Source organism: Pandoraea sp. ISTKB, assembly GCF_001721285.1.
Lineage (GTDB): Bacteria > Pseudomonadota > Gammaproteobacteria > Burkholderiales > Burkholderiaceae > Pandoraea > Pandoraea capi.
Genome location: NZ_MAOS01000074.1, coordinates 1 through 15,612, shown reverse-complemented (window position 1 = coordinate 15,612; position 15,612 = coordinate 1). Strand labels below are relative to the sequence as shown.

General features: G+C 62.4%; 9 protein-coding genes and 1 tRNA gene. 4 read left to right on the top strand and 6 right to left on the bottom strand.

What is annotated here, in order from left to right; genetic code table 11:
- Positions 1-7 precede the first annotated feature (7 nt).
- Positions 8-92 (bottom strand) — tRNA-Leu (locus A9762_RS24860).
- 280 nt (positions 93-372) lie between these two features.
- On the opposite strand from A9762_RS24860, the gene rnr reads away from it, so the two are divergent.
- Entirely contained in the window at positions 373-2,937 is a 2,565-nt protein-coding gene (rnr, locus tag A9762_RS24855) for a ribonuclease R (protein WP_069344662.1), read from the top strand.
- Between the two features lie 183 nt (positions 2,938-3,120).
- Positions 3,121-3,897 (top strand): 23S rRNA (guanosine(2251)-2'-O)-methyltransferase RlmB, encoded by a 777-nt coding sequence (gene rlmB, locus A9762_RS24850; RefSeq protein ID WP_069344661.1) that lies wholly within the window; start codon positions 3,121-3,123, stop codon positions 3,895-3,897.
- Positions 3,898-3,936: 39 nt separating this feature from the next.
- Here rlmB and A9762_RS24845 read toward each other — a convergent pair whose 3' ends face one another.
- The 3 genes from A9762_RS24845 to tal form a co-directional block, all read right to left on the bottom strand.
- Positions 3,937-6,975: a hypothetical protein gene (locus A9762_RS24845; protein WP_206093620.1), complete on the bottom strand. Its 3,039-nt coding sequence runs from the start codon at positions 6,973-6,975 to the stop codon at positions 3,937-3,939.
- A 277-nt stretch (positions 6,976-7,252) separates the two neighbouring features.
- Complete coding sequence (locus A9762_RS24840; protein WP_139133389.1) at positions 7,253-10,057, bottom strand: hypothetical protein; 2,805 nt, start codon at positions 10,055-10,057, stop codon at positions 7,253-7,255.
- A gap of 534 nt (positions 10,058-10,591) precedes the next feature.
- Positions 10,592-11,542 carry a transaldolase gene (gene tal, locus A9762_RS24835; protein ID WP_069344663.1) on the bottom strand — a complete coding sequence of 317 codons (951 nt, stop codon included), beginning with the start codon at positions 11,540-11,542 and terminating at the stop codon, positions 10,592-10,594.
- 119 nt (positions 11,543-11,661) lie between these two features.
- Here tal and rpiA point away from each other — a divergent pair, with 119 nt between their 5' ends.
- Positions 11,662-12,354: a ribose-5-phosphate isomerase RpiA gene (gene rpiA / locus A9762_RS24830; RefSeq protein WP_069344658.1), complete on the top strand. Its 693-nt coding sequence runs from the start codon at positions 11,662-11,664 to the stop codon at positions 12,352-12,354.
- Positions 12,355-12,369: 15 nt separating this feature from the next.
- Complete coding sequence (locus tag A9762_RS24825) at positions 12,370-13,488, top strand: serine endopeptidase (RefSeq protein ID WP_069344657.1); 1,119 nt, start codon at positions 12,370-12,372, stop codon at positions 13,486-13,488.
- Here A9762_RS24825 and A9762_RS24820 read toward each other — a convergent pair.
- Positions 13,458-13,739, bottom strand: a complete 282-nt coding sequence (locus A9762_RS24820) for an oxidative damage protection protein (protein WP_069344656.1) — start codon at positions 13,737-13,739, stop codon at positions 13,458-13,460. The genes A9762_RS24825 and A9762_RS24820 overlap by 31 nt on opposite strands.
- Before the next feature lie 187 nt (positions 13,740-13,926).
- Complete coding sequence (gene argA, locus A9762_RS24815; protein ID WP_069344655.1) at positions 13,927-15,276, bottom strand: amino-acid N-acetyltransferase; 1,350 nt, start codon at positions 15,274-15,276, stop codon at positions 13,927-13,929.
- Positions 15,277-15,612 lie beyond the last annotated feature (336 nt).

Sequence of the window (15,612 nt, the reverse complement as noted above, 5' to 3'; positions counted from 1 at the left end):
TTTTTTTTGGTGCCCAGAAGAGGACTCGAACCTCCACGGTGTTACCCGCTAGTACCTGAAACTAGTGCGTCTACCAATTCCGCCATCTGGGCCCCGGCAGCTCGCTGTGTTGCTTGCTCGCTGCGAAGAAGTGAGATTATGCGTAGGGGACGCGGGAGTGTCAACAGATTTGTGTAAAAAGTTTTCTTTTCTCTCACGCACCCGGATCACCACGCTCAAATTCCGCACGGGTGGCAGTTTTCATGAGGTTTGCCGTATGATTGTCCCTGACTGTATGACGCCGCTCCCCGCGCGTCATCCATCTCCACGGACCGTCGGGCGCATGGTGCGCCACTCGGCCGGACTCAACCGGCACAGTAACGCTACCGACCTTTGAGCAAATATCCCTATCCGATCCCGAGCCGCGAAGAAATCCTCGGTGTCCTGCGCACCGCCGACTCCGCGCTGTCCGCCAACGATATCGCCGAAGCCCTCGCCATCAAAAAGCAGGAACGCGAAGGCTTCTTCAAGCGCCTCGCCGCCATGGAGCGCGATGACCAGATCCGACTCGATCGCCGCGGTTACTATCAACTGACTCACCCCTCGAATTTCATCGCCGGCCGTGTCATCGGCCACCGCGATGGTTACGGCTTCGCCGTGCGCGATGACGACGGCGATGACCTCTTCCTCCCCAACGAGGAAATGAAGAAGGTCATGCACAACGACCGCGTCCTCCTGCGTATCGCCGGCTATGACCGCCGCGGCCGCCCGGAAGGCCACATCGTCGAGGTCGTCAGTCGCGCTAATACTCATGTCATCGGGCGTCTCCTCAACGAGAACGGCGTCATGATCGTCGCCCCCGAAGACAAACGCATCGGCCATGACATCCTCATCCCGCCCCGCGCCCAAGGTAAGGCCAAGGTCGGACAGGTCGTCTCCGTCGAACTCACCGATTACCCCAGCCGCTACAGCCAACCGATCGGCCGCGTCTCCGAAGTCCTCGGCGATATCGACGATCCCGGCATGGAAATCGAAATCGCCGTGCGCAAGTACGGCGTGCCTCATCAGTTTTCCGCCGAAGCGCTCGCCGCCGCCGGTGCACTCCCCGACGAAGTCCGCGCTCCCGATCTGCGTCATCGCATCGATCTGCGCGATGTCCCCCTTGTCACGATCGACGGCGAAGACGCCCGCGACTTCGACGATGCCGTCTACTGCGAACCCGCGAAGGTCGGCCGCAGCAACGGCTATCGCCTGATCGTCGCCATCGCCGATGTGTCGCACTACGTCGCCCCCGGCGGCCCGCTCGACGCCGATGCGCTCACGCGCAGTACCTCCGTCTACTTCCCGCGACGCGTCATTCCGATGCTCCCGGAGAAGCTCTCGAACGGACTCTGCTCGCTGAACCCGGACGTCGACCGCTGCGTGCTCGTGTGCGACGCGCTCATCGCCCCGAACGGCGAAGTGAAGGCCTATCAGTTCTATCCGGCCGTCATCCACTCCGCCGCACGTCTCACCTACACGGAAGTCGCGGCAGTGCTCGGCAACACGAAAGGCGCCGAAGCCCAGCGCCGCGCCAATCTGCTGCCGCACCTCCAGAATCTGTACGACCTCTACAAGGTGCTCGCAAAGGCCCGCAAATCGCGCGGCGCCATCGAGTTCGATTCGACGGAGACGTACATCGTCTGCAACGCGCAGGGCAAGATCGAACAGATCCTGCCGCGCACACGCAACGACGCGCACCGCCTCATCGAAGAATGCATGCTCACGGCCAACGTGTGCGCTGCGGATTTCCTCAAGCGCCACAAGCAACCCGGCCTGTACCGTATTCACGCCGGCCCCTCGGGCGAGCGCCTCCAAGTCCTGCGCACGTTCCTCAAGACCCTCGGGCTCTCGCTCGGCGGTGGCGACGAACCGGCCACGTCCGATTATTCGGAACTGATGACGCAGATCGAGTCGCGTCCCGATGCCCCCATGCTCCAGACGATGCTGCTGCGCTCGATGCAGCAAGCCGTCTACAGCCCGGACAACATCGGTCACTTCGGTCTCGCTTATCCGGCCTACACCCACTTCACGAGCCCGATCCGACGCTACCCCGACTTGCTCACGCACCGCGCCATCAAGGCGATTCTCGCGGGCAAGAAGTACGAGCCGGAAGTGCCCGAAGGCGTGGAGCTGACGACGGGCCTGTCGCCGCACGCGCGCAAGCTTCAGAAAGACGACGATGCTGCGAAGAACAAGAAGTCGCCGGCCGCCAGGAAGCGCGATGCCATCTGGGACGAACTCGGCCTGCATTGCTCCGCCAACGAACGCCGCGCCGATGAAGCGTCGCGCGATGTGGAAGCCTGGCTCAAGTGCTACTTCATGCGTGACAAGCTCGGCGAGGAGTACGGCGGCACGGTCAGCGCCGTCACGTCGTTCGGCATCTTCGTGCAACTCGACGATCTCTTCATCGAAGGCCTCGTCCACGTCACGGAACTCGGCAGCGATTACTTCCAGTTCGATGAAGTCCGTCACGAACTGCGCGGCGAACGCACTGGCATTCGCTACCGCCTCACCGATCGCGTTCGCGTGCAGGTGAGCCGCGTGGATCTCGACGCGCGCAAGATCGACTTCCGCCTCGTGCGCGAGCCGAACGCCCGCTCACTGGCGAAGACGTCCGGACGCAGCGAGCGCGGTGGCGCACCTGCGCCGTCACCGGCTGCCGGCACGCCCGGCGTCGCCGGTTCGGCCAGCCCGGGCCCGACCATTCGTCAACTGCCCAAGGGCGGGGCGTTGCTCAACGGCGTGCAACCTGCACCGGCGGGCAAGCGTCCGGCCAAGCCGAAATCCGCAAAGGTGAAAGCAGCGCGCGCCGATCGCGGCGCCGCGCCTGCGAAGCACTCCGGTGGAAAAGCGCCGGCCAAGCGGCAAGGCGGTCAGGGCGGGCAGGGAGGTCAGGCGAAGAAGCCGCGCCGGTAAGCAAGCCATGCGTTTGCGATATGAGGCGAGCCGTTTGCAGTAATATGGGCGCCTTTGTCGGCGATGACCGGCATCGGTACCCGCGATGAAGTGCGGCGGCGGCGGCCTTGACGGGCTCCCGCCGCCGCGGTGCTTTTGGGGCCTGTCCAGCGCCGAAGGCACACGCTATTTTGAGGATGCAAAATGAGTAAATTGAAATTGCTGTTCGGCTTTCATGCCGTCACCGCGCGCTTGCGTCACGATGCAACCAGCATCGAAGAAATCTATTACGACCCGACCCGCCGCGATCGCCGCATGACGGACTTCCTCAAAGCAGTGGAGTCGTTCAAGAACGCCCCGGGCGTCAAGATCAAGGTCATTCAGGCCGACGGCAAGCGCCTCGACGGGATGGCCGGATCGTCGCGCCATCAAGGTGTCGTCGCGCAGGCGCAGGAAGTGTCGCTGGCGCTCAACCTCGATGAACTGCTCGACGGGATTTCGGGCGACCCGCTGTTGCTCGTGCTCGACGGCGTGACCGATCCGCACAACCTCGGCGCCTGCCTGCGTGTGGCAGACGGGGCCGGCGCGCATGCCGTGATCGCCCCGAAGGATCGCGCCGTTGGCCTGAACGCCACCGTCGCCAAGGTCGCCAGCGGCGCGGCCGAGACGGTGCCGTACATCATGGTGACAAATCTCGCGCGCACGCTGCGCGAACTCAAGGACCGCGGTATCTGGGTCGTAGGCACGTCAGACGACGCGCCCGCCGACATCTACGGCACGAAGCTCACCGGCCCGATGGCGATCGTCATGGGCGCCGAAGGCGAAGGCATGCGACGCCTCGTCGGCGAAACCTGCGACGAACTCATGAGCATTCCGATGGCCGGTGGCTGCGAAAGCCTGAACGTCTCCGTGGCGAGCGCCGTCTGCCTGTATGAAGCTGTTCGTCAGCGTACAGCGGCAGCGAAGGGCGCGAAGTCCTGATCCGGACCTGCGCCCCGTGCCGCCGGGGTGCAGGCGATCTCAGCTCGGGGTGGCTGGACTTCTCCGGCCTGCGCCCGTCTGCAAGTCACCGATCGAGTGCTGCGAACTGTGCGCGCTGCCGATGCCGCCCGACGGCAGAGACGGATACTCAGGTGCGACCAGGCGGTCGAAGCGTTGCTGAAGTTCGCGCTGATCCCGATTGGCCTTTTCCTGCTGAACGCGCTGCTGTTCACGCTGCTGTTCGCGCTGCTGTTCGATAGTCCGCGCGCGTGCCATCACATCGGCCTGGCGCTCGGCCCGCAACTGGGCATCTTCCCGAGCACGCGTGGCGGCTTTTTGCGTGGCATCTGCCTGAGCTCTCAGTGTCGCGGCGTGTGCCGCCTTTTGCTGTGCTTCCCGAGCCGACTTTTCCTGCGCAATGCGACTGGCCTCGTTCACCCGGCTCAGGGTCGCCTGCGTGGCACGCTCCCTGGCCCGTTGTGTCGCCGTCTCCTGTGTCTTGCGTGCGGCCTGTTCGTACGATCGTTCCGCTGCCTGCTGAGCTGCCTGTTTCTGTGCGTTCTTCAACGTTCTGCGCCGCGTCTCATCTGACAACCATGACACCGCTCCCATTCCCGCCGACAGGGTCTGCGATTTCAGTGTATGCAGCGTTTTCTGGCGCGCCTCGAGAACACGCCGAGAATAGCTGGACGATTGCTCGGCAGCGTCGCGGCTTGCCGACGCCATCGCCGCGGCGCTCCTGGCCGTGAACACCGCAGCAGCGGTCTGCTGCGCTTTCAACGCCTGTGCGCTGGTCGAGGCCTTTTCGCTGCCATGCGCTACCAGCGCTCGCGCCGATTCCCCGGATTGCGACTCTGTGCCGAGCACCGTTACGCCATATTCGTCAAACGCGGCGCGCCAGAGCGCCTCATATTGGCTCTCCACTTCATCTTGCGTCGCGTCGGGATGCCGGGTCAGAAACGTCCGGTAGGCATCGAGCACGCGCTGCTTGATCGCGTTCACGCATTCCATGCGTGCGTCCGTCAGGGCGCGACGGTAGGAGGGCATCGTATCTGCGCAGATATCATCGACGGTTCTCGACGGCGGTGTCTCACCCGGCATCTTTTGGTGCCAGGCGTTGACTACGGCTTTTTTGACCATATTGCGGAATTCGTGAATCTCACCGTCCGTGTATTCCGTCAGACGCTTGTTCAGATGGTTGCCGCACGCAGTGCTCGCCATCCGGACCATGGCCGAATGCGTCAGACGACGGCAGAGCTGATCGAGCCAGTGTCTCGCAGGCTGCTGTCTCAAGTGATGATGCGATGGGGGTTTGCGCGAATCGACCTGGCGAATATCGAAGCCACGCTCGACCATCGCCCGCCGGTTGAACCTTGAGGCGAACGACGTCGATTCGTAGATATATTTCCTGTTGAACATCTGCTGTCTGAACTTGAGGGCGTGTGGTGGTTGGTTTATGCGCCGATCGGGCCAGAGTTCTTTCATGAACCCACGGTTTCCCAACCTATCTCGGGATAGCAACAGGATCTTGATAGACCTTAACAACACCCCAGCGTCGACCAGAGCGTCCATCGCGTTGATGAAGGCCTCGCCAAGCGGTTCGTGAAAGCTGGCTCTCATTCCGGTCATCGACGAGAGCTGATAGCCTTCGTCGCTATCGAACATCTCCCAAACCTCCCTTGGCGCCAAGAGTTCGTTGTCCAGCAGTTTGGCCAGCAATTGGAGGTACTCCGTGGTGCATCTGATGGAGAGCTGGGCCGTCGCTGGTGAATCGCCGTTGGCATGTTTGAGGCCCAGGGCGAGTGTCTTGACGATGTCGTCGTTCAAGAGCTGCTTCGCGGTTTGCTTGATAAGGGCACGATCGCCGGCATCCAATTGATCGCGCAATTGATGCATTACAACGGCCACGTGTTGAAACTCTCTGACCGTGGCGAAGTTGCTGTTGACGACACGAACACTGTCGTCTAGCAGGAAAACGTAATCGAGCGGGCGGGGCATAACGGCCTGCAAGGCCGGAAATGGATCGCGGTCCGGGGCTTCGTTGTCGACCAGACGGCCGACAAGCACGCGGCTGGTGATCTTCGATGGCATGTCGTCCATGGCGATGGCTTGCGCGATGACATCTTCGGCCGGCTTCATCTCGGGCGGCAGCGTGCCTGTCACGTTGCCCGCACGTGCGAACGCGGAACTCCGGTTGACCGCTCTGACATTATTCACGCGATTGCGAGCGTCAATCACCATCAGTTGGCCATCGAACAATGTGTTTCCCGTGCCCAGTTGTCCATGAATCCATAGCAGCGGCGCCGTTCCCTCGTGTGCATCGATTTCCCTGGCGAAGTAGACGCACGTGGTAGCGCCGGTGCAAAAGGCAACGTACATGATGTCACCCACGCCCGCGCGCGATTGCAGATCGATCACCCCCAGCCGGCTTCCGATGTTCCACGTGCCGTCGGCCATGTTCACGTCCTTGGGGCCCAGAATTGCCTGGAATATCTGGGGCACGATGGCGTGCTTGCTGGGATCGAATGTCATCCGACGTACGGCAAGCTCCGTGGGTTCCGGCCGCGGGGAGGTCAGGCCGGAGGGGCCTGGGCCTGGCGATATGTCATAGCCCTCGGTCAGCGTAAGCCGGATCAGGGGCGCCAGATCGGCAAGGCATGTCACATCGCGCTGGTAGAGGGGCGGGGGTGACGCGGGTTGTGGCTCGGTTCGAGCGTCGGTGTTCCCTTCGAGCTCGTAATTGAGTGTCAGTGTTTCATTGCCAGGCCCGACGCCTGGAGAGTCGGAGCCCAACAGGCGAGAAAAGCCATGTGAGTCCCGGTTCGACTGTGCATTGAATGGCGCGGCAGGGGCGTCCGGCGTGATCGCCGCTCGGACAAGCGAATCCATCGACGCGCTGCGTGAGCGAAGTTGCATCTGCGGCCATTCGGTTTGGGGCGTCACGACGCGCGGATTCGACATGATGTCGAGTGAATATCGTTTCTTAAGGGGGAGTTTGCTTCGTGCTTCAAAGGTCTCCGAGCGTTGCACTTGTGCGCTTGACGTGGTGCCCGAGGCTATCGGCGTATTCAACGGCATGGTGTGTGTAGAGGGGACGTCAGTGTCCGGTGGCAGACGGTTTGACTACGTATGCCGAATCGAGTGGGACGTCCACGGGAGTTGAGGTCTTGCGAGTGTTGCGGGTGACCCGAACAGGACCTTTCCGAAATCGCTCAATAGTGACGTCGCTGCGACACGGTGTTGTCGCGTCTCGGCGATGCAGGTCTCACCGACGTCTGCTTTGGGCATCGTCACCCGGGCCGATATCCGGCCCGGACTTGCTCAAGCTTTTTGTGCGAGATGTCTGTCGGTGGCATCAACCGGTCATCGCGATCTTGTCGCCATTCGACCTTGAGTCCTTCGAGGATTTCTGCTTTGATGTGCTGCCCACCGGCCCTTGCGGAATCGGTGGGAATGTGTGCACGGCGCTCGGTTGTGTTTGGCTACTGCCTTGCCGGCTCGTCGAGGGTGTTGATGAATGGGCGCTGAGCGCTTCCGAGCGGCGTTGCCGTGCAGCGGTTTCCTGTGTGGCTACCGCCTTCGCGTGCGCCTCGATTTTCTGTTGCATGTCATGCCGTTGCATGACCGCCTCTGCCGCGCGTCGCTGCGCCTCCTGACGCGTATGCTCTTGCGTAGCATGCACCCAGCGACTCACGACCTGCTGCTGAACGCGTTGTTCTGCGCTCTGTTGGGCACGCGATTTCACTTCTTGCTGCGTTCGTTGCAGGATGGCTTGCTGTGCGTACACCTGCGTGGTCGCCATGGCTCTCTGCTGCACCGCTTGTGTGACGCGTGTCGTGGTTTCTTCTTTCGTACGCTGGCCGACGGTTTCTGCCGCGCGATTCTTGATTTGTCGAGCAAGCCTCGCTTTTATCTGCTCGGAACTCTTGTAATCGGCCGCAAGCTTGAGGCGCTGCTCAACGTTTGCCTGAGTCGACGCGAAAATTTGCGCATGGGTTTGCCGAGGTGCCCGTTCGTCATCGTCGCAGGGCGCAGTCGTCGCGGTAGCGGACGGCGCCTTCGTGGCCTCCTCCCGGTGACTGTCTACGTCGTCGGTGCTCGGCGAGTCGAGGGGAAGATCTTCCCCGGCGACCATCCGCCGATAGCGCTGGAGTGCACTATCCATGATGCTGTCTTTCTCGGTGGACAATGCTTCGGCGGTCGCATCCGGGTGCCGGGCAAGGAATTCGCCGAATTGCTGAATTGCCCTCTCGATAATCTGGTTCACCGCGGCGGTTCGGAGTTCGGTCATGTCACGTCGAAATCCAGGGAGAATTTCGCTGACGATGATATCGATCAATTTCGGCGGCGGATTTTCCGAAGGAAATTTCTCTTTCCAGACTTTGCGTGCGGCCGAATTGACCCAGCGGGAAACCTGCGCCTCATCGGCCGACGTGACCCGAGGCATTCGTGGTCGCAGTATCTTGTCGAGGTTGATGAGACTGATTTTGTCGAGAACGTCTTTGCAGAGAATTGCACGCGTTTTGTCGAGCGCATGATCGAGGCTGATGCTTCCCTCAATGTTTTGCATTTCGGCAGATTTCCGGGCATTCGGACCGAACTTCAACGGGCGTACGGCGATAACGTTGCGGCGCGAAGCGCTGGTCGTCAGCGCGGTCGGGTTGATGTAGCCCTTTTTCAGCAATATCTTCTCGAATTCCTTTGGAAGAGATCCTGCATCGTCCCGGTATGAGCGTGCGCAGAGTTCCCTCGCAAAGCCTTCCATTCCAGACGCCTGGGTGGCGACGAGAATGCTAAGAATGCTGGAGGCTTCGATGCCATGTCCAAATAGCGTGTCGAGCATCGCGACATAAGTGTCGCCGAACTGTCGCACATATCTGGCCCGGCGCCCGACCATGGAAGAGAGGTGGCATCCCGCATCGGTCGCGAGCATGCGCCAGACCTCCGTCGGGCAGAGTACCTGAGCATTCACCAGAGCGCTCAGCAGTTCGATGTATGCGAGGGACATGCGTTGGGACAGTTCGGCCGACGTTCTGGAGTCGCCCCTCAAATGCTCGAGCCCTTTGGATAGCGTCGTCACATGCTGTTCTTGCAGCAGCGCCTGCGCCGCCTGCTTCATCGTCGTGATGTCTCCCACGATTCTCATATCGCGGAGCGTGTTCACTGCGACTGCCAGCGCCTGGAGTCGCGCGATGGTGGGGACGTCGCTATTCACATAACGGACGCCGGCGTCTCTCAGATAAACATATTCGATGCTGCGATTCACGAGCGTACGAAGTGTCGAGAACAGGTGATGGCAGTCTCGTTCCGTATCGATCATGCGACCGACGTACAGGCGCGATTCGATTTGCTCGACGCTCTTGTTGATTCTCATGGCCTCGACGATCACGTTTTCCGCGCTGGGGTGCACTGGCCTGGCCGTGTTTTCGGTGTCGTTGACGCGATAGAACGACGACGGCGCATTGTGGACGACGCGCCGGGCGTCGACGATGGTCACCTTACCCTCGACGACGGTGTCCGCCTCGCCAAAGGCGCTCTTGTAGTGGATTGGCAACCGAGGACATGTTTTCGTAGCCGGATCGAGTTCCTGAGCGAAGTAGATCGTGGTGCCGTCCTGCGTGTTGTACATCACGTACATCAAATTCTCTGCGCGGATTTTTTCTTGCGCAGCGATGGCGCCCGACGGGGTCGCGATGTTCCAGCCATCTTGCGTCTTGTGAACGACATCGGCACCCATGATCTTCTGGAAGATGATGGCGCTGGCGTCGTGGAACAGCGGATCGAATGCGCTTCGCAGCGCAACGATCGGCGCCAGGGGCCTGTTCGCCTGTGTCACGTTCAACGCTGCCCCGCCCGGAGCAGACAGCGCTTTCGTCAGTGAGGGGCAGGACATTGCCAGCGTTTCGGGGATTTCGACGGCCTCGACAGATTCGCTTCGAACAGGGCCGTCGATGGTCTCGGGTCGGCACTCCGGTGAATCCTCGTCTTCGCTGGAGGACGGTGCGCGCCCGGCTGCCGCGCTTGCGACAAGGCGACGCGTTGTCAAATGATGCTCGACCGTCACTGACAACATCCCGGGGGCGGTAGTGCTCAAATCGAGCGGTCGCTGCGATGCACCGCATTGCCGGCTTGCCGGACTGAGATCGAGCGCGGCTTGCAAGCTGACGTCGTGCGGGCTGGTGCGATGGATCGCAATTGGGCGAACGAGTGATCCCAGGGTCGGTGGCGATGCGCTCAGGCGAAGGGTGGGGCCGCACTGAGAGGGCCGTAGCTCTCGCGGCGCGTTCAGAAATTCACTGACCAGTCGTTTCTTGAAGTGTTTGGCGGTGTGCGTCGCCGTTGCGACAGCACGCTGAACCTGCTCTGAGACGGTTGAAGTCGTAGGAGACGTCGGAGAAACCATGGTGATGGGTGGCGGAATGGGAACGCTCGGTGGTCGTCATCGGAGACGATGCAGCGCACGCCGGGCGAAACACACCGAAGAGAGTTGAGGTGTCGCGAGTGTTGCGAGGGGGAGGTGTGCGACCTTTCGGAAATCGCTCAGCGAGGGTGTCGGTTGCGGCAGACTTGGCCGCTGTAAGGTAGCGGGATGCCGTAACGCCGTGGTTTGGGGGAAGTCATTGCCGCGCGCGCGGCTCCATGGCCGCGGCGCGTGCGTTATTGCGAGGTATATCGCGTTGACTTTCGCGTTGATTTATCGCGCTGCGGCGATCAACGCTTCGAGCTTGAGGGCGTCGGCGGCAAAGGCGCGAATGCCTTCAGCGAGCTTCTCGGTGGCCATGGCGTCGTCGTTCAGTGCGAAGCGGAACGAGGGTTCGTCCGTCTTCACGCGTTCGATGCTCGCGTTGCGCGCTTCCTTCACATCGAGCTGGCGTTTGACTTCGCCTTCGGTGGTGCGCAGTTGTTCCAGCAGCGCCGGGCTGATCGTGAGCAGATCGCAGCCGGACAGCGCCAGGATCTGGCCGGTGGAGCGGAAGCTCGCGCCCATCACTTCCGTGTCGTGGCCGAAGTGCTTGTAATAGCGATAGATGCTGGCCACCGAGCGCACGCCCGGATCGTTCTCGCCGGCATTGGCCGCTTCGTCCCAGTTCGCGCCGGCCGACTTCTTGTACCAGTCGTAAATGCGTCCGACGAACGGCGAGATCAGGCGTGCCCCCGCTTCGGCGCAGGCGGCGGCCTGAACCAGTGAGAAGAGCAGCGTCATGTTGCAGCGGATGTTGTCGCGCTCGAGAATTTCAGCGGCGCGAATGCCTTCCCACGTCGACGCGATCTTGATCAGCACGCGCTTGCGCTCGATGCCTTCGGCTTCGTACATCGCGATGAGCTTGCGGGCGCGGGCGACCGTACCCGCCGTATCGAACGACAGGCGGGCGTCGACTTCCGTCGATACGCGCCCGGGCACGATATCGAGAATTTCGCGACCGAAGGCGATCAGCAGGCGATCGATGATCTCATCCGTCGATGCCGAACGATGCTCGCCGACCACACGTGTGAGGATCGGGCGATAAGCGTCCTTCTGGACGGCGCCGAGAATCAGCGAGGGATTGGTGGTCGCGTCTTGCGGCTTGTAGGCGTCCATCGCCTGAAAATCGCCGGTGTCGGCGACCACGATGGTGTGACGCTTGAGTTGGTCGAGCAGATTCATGAGAGCGGCCTTGCGAGAAATGCACTGCGTGACATGAGGCATGCCGGGCGACGAAAAACGGCGCGCCACGCCCGACTCCGGTAAACTTCCGACTTTACCAAACTTTGCCGGAAATCCCCATGACCCAGGACGAACTCAAACGCTTGGTTGGCCAGGCAGCGGCCGACTATGTGAACCAGCACGTGCCCGAGGGCAGCGTGATCGGCGTGGGCACCGGGTCCACCGCCAACTGCTTCATCGATGCGCTCGCCGCGCACAAGAGCCGCTATCGCGGCGCGGTCTCCAGCTCCGAAGCGAGCACCGAGCGTCTGCGCAAGCACGGCATCGAGGTGTTCGACCTCAACCAGATCGACAGCCTGCCCGTCTATGTCGACGGCGCCGACGAGATCAACGCACTGGGCCATATGGTCAAGGGCGGCGGCGGGGCGCTCACGCGTGAGAAGATCGTGGCGTCCGTGGCGCGCGAATTCGTCTGCGTGGTCGACGCCTCCAAGGAAGTCGCCGTGCTCGGCGTCTTCCCGTTGCCGGTCGAAGTGATTCCGATGGCGCAGGCGAGTGTCGCCCGTGCGCTCGAAGCGCTCGGCGGCAAGCCGCAGGCCCGTGTGCGCGCCGACGGCAGCCCGTACATGACCGACAACGGTTGTGCGATTCTCGACGTGCACGGCTTGCAGATCATCGACCCGGTCGCCTTCGAGACGAAGGTCAACCAGATCCCCGGCGTGGTGACGGTCGGCCTCTTTGCACAACGCGGCGCAGACCTTACCCTCATGGGTACGCCGTCGGGCGTTCGTACGATCCACTACAAAGACTGATCTCAGGAGGGCAGGATGGCTGGATCCCGTCGTCTTCCCGAAACCTGGTTCCGCCGCGGCCTCTGGCTGATCGCCGTGTTGTTCGCGGCGTTTCTCATTGGCCTCGGCGGTCTTGTCGTCGACAAATTGCCTGGCGTGGCGGCGCCCCCGACACTGGCGTCCTTCGTCGATGTCGCGCAGGCCCAACGCGCCGATGCGGCGATCAAACAGGCGCAGACACAACTGGAAGATGTCGAAAGCCAGTTGGAGACAGCGCGCCTGCAACTCAAGGCGCGCAGTACGGCTTATCGCAATGCCCGCGAGTCGTTCAACGACTGGGTGGCGACACGAACGGCCACCGCGCAGGCCAGTCAGGACGCCGAACTCATCTCCCGCACCCGGGCGCTCGATACGCTCAAAGCTGCCGAGCGCGACGCGCAGACGCAGGTCGACAGCCTGGAGTCGAAGCAGTTGGAGGCGCAACGTGCGGTGCAATCGACGCGCGAGGCGCGCTTTGCCCTGAACGAAGCGGCGAGCGAGCAGTTGGCGGCGGTGCAGCGTTCGCAGGAATTGAAGGTGTTCGGCATCCGGCTGGCGTTGACGCTGCCGTTGCTCGCGATTGCCGGCTGGCTTTTCGTGCGTCAGCGCAAGAGCACGTGGTGGCCGTTCGTGTGGGGCTTCATCTTCTTCGCGCTGTTCGCATTCTTCGTCGAACTGGTGCCCTATCTGCCGGATTACGGCGGCTACGTGCGGTACCTCGTCGGTATCGTTCTCACGGTACTGATCGGTCGATACGCGATCGTCTCGTTACAGCGCTATCTCGCGCGGCAGAAGGCTGAAGAGCAATTGCCGGACGAGGAGCGTCGCAAGACGCTGTCATACGATCTGGCGCAGGCGAGGTTGGCGAAGTCGGTGTGTCCGGGATGCGAGCGGCCGGTCAAGCTGGACGACCCGGATCGAGACTATTGCGTGCACTGCGGCATTTGCCTGTTCGACCATTGCGGCACGTGCAAGACGCGCAAGAACGCGTTTGCGCACTTCTGTCACCACTGCGGGGCGCGTTCGAAGGGCAATGGTGGCGCGCCGAATGACACGCCCCCAAGTCCTGCCCCCGAAGCGGGTTCTTACTCGGCAGCGGCCGGCGGCGGCACGTAGCCTTGCGCCACGTCGGCGCCATCGCCGAAGAAATACTTCTCGGTTTGCTTGACGAGGTACTGGCGGGCGCGCGGATCGGCCATGTTCAGACGGTTCTCGTTGATGAGCATCGTCTGTTGCTTGAGCCATCCGGCCCAGGCTTCCTTCGAGACGCTTTCCCAGAGGCGTTTGCCAAGTTCACCGGGCATCGGGGGGAAATCGAGACCTTCGGCTTCTTTGCCGAGCTTGATGCATTGAACCATGCGGGCCATGAGGGGACTCCTTCGTGATCGTCGTATGTGTGTGAATGGGTGGCTGGCGCGCGGTCACCGGATTGCCGCCGTGGTAAGGGCGGCCGGTGAGTCGAAGCGCTGGCCGATATCCGGATATGGGGACAGGGGCGCGCGATGCAAGGGCGGTGGTTGAACCCTTGCCGCGCCGACCCTGACCCTCCTGAAATTACAGCTTCTTGATGAGCACCAGCGAGCGGCGCTGCCAGTTGTAGAGCCGGCGCCGGTCGGCGGGCAGATCGTCGACGCCTGCCTTGACGAAGCCGCGCTTGAGGAACCAGTGCTCTGTGCGGGTCGTGAGCACGAACAGGCGCTCCAGACCACGCGCGCGGGCGCGCTGCTCGATGTGCTTGAGCAGACGTTCGCCGTCGCCCGATCCCTGAGCTTCCGGATCGACCGTCAGGCAGGCCATCTCGCCGATGCGCTCCGTCGGATACGGGTAGAGCGCGGCGCAACCGAACAGGCGCCCATCGTGCTCGATGACCGAGAAATGATCGATGTCGCGCTCCAGTTGGTGACGGCCGCGCCGCACCAGCGTGCCGTCGGATTCCAGCGGCTCGATGAGCTGCAGGATACCGCCGACGTCGTCGATGGTCGCCTCGCGCAGGCTTTCCAGATTCTCGTACGAGATCATCGTGCCGACGCCATCGTGCGAGAAGAGTTCGAGCAGCATGCTGCCGTCGAGCGAGAACGGCACGATGTGGGCACGGCCCACGCCGGCGCGGCAGGCGCGCGTCGCATACTTCAGATAGAACGCCGAGTCGCGGTCGATCGTGCCCTGCGACTGCATGCGCTGGGCGTCTTCGAGCGTCAATTCACGCTGCAACTCGTTGTATTCGTTGAGAACGCCGGGCGTCTCGGTGATGAAGATCAGCTTGTCCGCGCGCAGCGCAATCGCTGCCGACGACGCTACGTCTTCCATCGTCAGATTGAACGACTGCCCGGTCGGCGAGAAGCCGAGGGGCGAGAGCAGCACGATCTTGCCGTTCGCGAGCGACAGGCGAATCGATTCCGCGTCGACCTTGCGAACCACGCCCGTGTGCTGAAAGTCCACGCCGTCGACGATCCCGACCGGGCGGCCCGTGACGAAGTTGCCCGACACCACGCTGATGCGTGCGTTGCCCATCGGCGTGTTCGGCAGCCCCTGGCTGATCGACGCCTCGATGTCCAGACGCAACTCGCCGGCGGCTTCCTTCACGGCTTCGAGTGCGGCGGCATCCGTGATGCGCAACTGCTGGGCAAAGTGCGATTCGATATGTCGCAGGCGCATCTGCTCTTCGACCTGCGGTCGCGAGCCGTGCACCAGCACGATGTGCATGCCCATGGCGCAGAGCAGCGCGACGTCCTGAATCAGGGAGTCGAGTCCGCCTGCCGCGACCAGTTCGCCGCCAAAGGCGACCACGAAGGTCTTGTCACGGAATGCATGGATGTAGGGGGCGACCGAACGCAGCCAGTCCACGAACTGGGCTTGATGGGCGGTCTCTTCGTCTTGGAGGGCGGGGTCGGGTTCGGTCAGCATGGGTGTACGTGCGCAAACATGCGCAGATTATATAATGCGCGCCCATGGCAAGTGATGAACGAAATCGACAATCTCAGCCCCCGAAGCCGAAAGTGACGGCGCCGGGGCAGACGCGTGCCCAAACCGCAGGCACGTCGCAAACTTCCGACCCCAGGAATCCCGTGAGGACGGGCCAGCCGCAGCCGCCTGCGCAGCCGGCCGACAAGGGCCGCCCGACGAAGGGCGGTGCAGGCACAGGAAACCCCGGGCAGCCCAAAGGCGCGCGCACCGACAGTGGGGCAGCGGCGGGCGCACGCCGTGCGTCGCCCGCCGAGCGAGAGGCGGAACGCGTCAAAC